Consider the following 1,290-nt stretch of genomic DNA (forward strand, 5'->3'; position numbering starts at 1 on the left):
TGGTTCTCCCGCAGCCGTGCCGACTCCGAAGGAATCTTCCGCTCCCCCTTCTTTCCGCTGATGCATACGGCCACGACCGTGCCGTTCATCGATCGCCCTCCCTATCCCCCGACTCTTGCCATGTCGACCGGTTCCCCGCGGCACCCTTCCCGCAGGAAGAGGTGTCCGGAGGGTTTGCCCCCGACGACGGACCGAAGGGTGTTTCGCAACCCTTCTGCGTCGCCTTTCGCAAGGAAAGGTTTCAGGTCGACGTCCCGCGTGGAAAAGAGGCACCCCTTGGCGAATCCGTCGGAGGTCACACGGATGCGGTTGCAGTCTCCGCAGAAATGGCAGGAGACCGGGGTGATGATCCCGATCGTCCCGATGGCGCCCTCCATCCGGAAATAACGTGCGGGCCCGCCCAGGTCCTCCCTTTCGAGAGGGGCAACGCAGTACCTTCGCTGGATCTTTTGCAGGATCTCCTCTCCCGGGACGGTCAGGCCGGGGCCGCAATCCTTTCCGTGCAGCGGCATAAGCTCGATGAACCGGACCGTCAGGGGCCGGTCGAGAGTAAGGGAAGCGAACCGGACCACCTCGTCGTCGTTCACCCCCCGCATCACCACCACGTTGATCTTTACGTGGGGGAATCCCTGTTCCAGCGCTTTCCCGATTCCTTCGAGCACGGGCTGCAAACGGCTCCCCGTAATGCGTGCGAAACGCTCCGGCACGAGGGAGTCGAGACTTACGTTCAGGCTCTCCACTCCGGCCCTTCGCAGATCTTCCGCCATTTCCGGCAGGAGAAGGCCGTTGGTGGTCAGGACCAGCTTCTTCAGACCGGGGACCGCGCGAAGCCGGGAGAGGAGGCGGGCGACCCCGTTCCGAAGCAGCGGCTCCCCGCCCGTGACGCGGATCTTCTCGATCCCCATGCCGACCGCCGTGCGGGCCAGGAAAAGCAGGTTTTCGTCGGAAAGGATCTCTTCGGTCCCCGGTCCCGGATCCATCCCTTGCGGCCTGCAGTAGCTGCACCGCAGGTTGCAACGACCGGTGACCGAGAGACGGAGATAGTTGATCTTTCTTCCGAGGGGGTCGAAAAGACTCATGCCCGTCCTTTCGCGTCGTCCTTCACGTCGAGAGGTTCATCCCTACCGGGTTCCGGAAACCCGACCATGGAATATATCATGGTCGCCTGAGATATTTCTCTTGAATGAGTTCCACAAGGCGCTCGGAATCATGGATGTCGAGTTGTGGCACTGCGGTGTCCACCCGCTCGTCCGTGGCCACGGCGATCAACCCCGGCGGCGGCGGATCGAT

General features: G+C 62.6%; 1 protein-coding gene. It reads right to left on the minus strand.

Features of this window, described 5'->3' with window-relative positions; genetic code table 11:
• Positions 1 to 101: 101 nt before the first annotated feature.
• Complete coding sequence (gene moaA, locus VJ307_02230) at positions 102 to 1,079, minus strand: GTP 3',8-cyclase MoaA (protein ID HJX72945.1); 978 nt, start codon at positions 1,077 to 1,079, stop codon at positions 102 to 104.
• Between the last annotated feature and the right edge of the window lie 211 nt (positions 1,080 to 1,290).

This window comes from Candidatus Deferrimicrobiaceae bacterium, from assembly GCA_035256765.1.
In the GTDB taxonomy this organism is placed as follows: Bacteria; Desulfobacterota; Deferrimicrobia; order Deferrimicrobiales; family Deferrimicrobiaceae; genus CSP1-8.

Coding starts and splice junctions, on each gene's coding strand:
- moaA (HJX72945.1), bottom strand. CDS start 1,079: ATGAGTCTTTTCGACCCCCTCGGAAGAAAGATCAACTATCTCCGTCTC.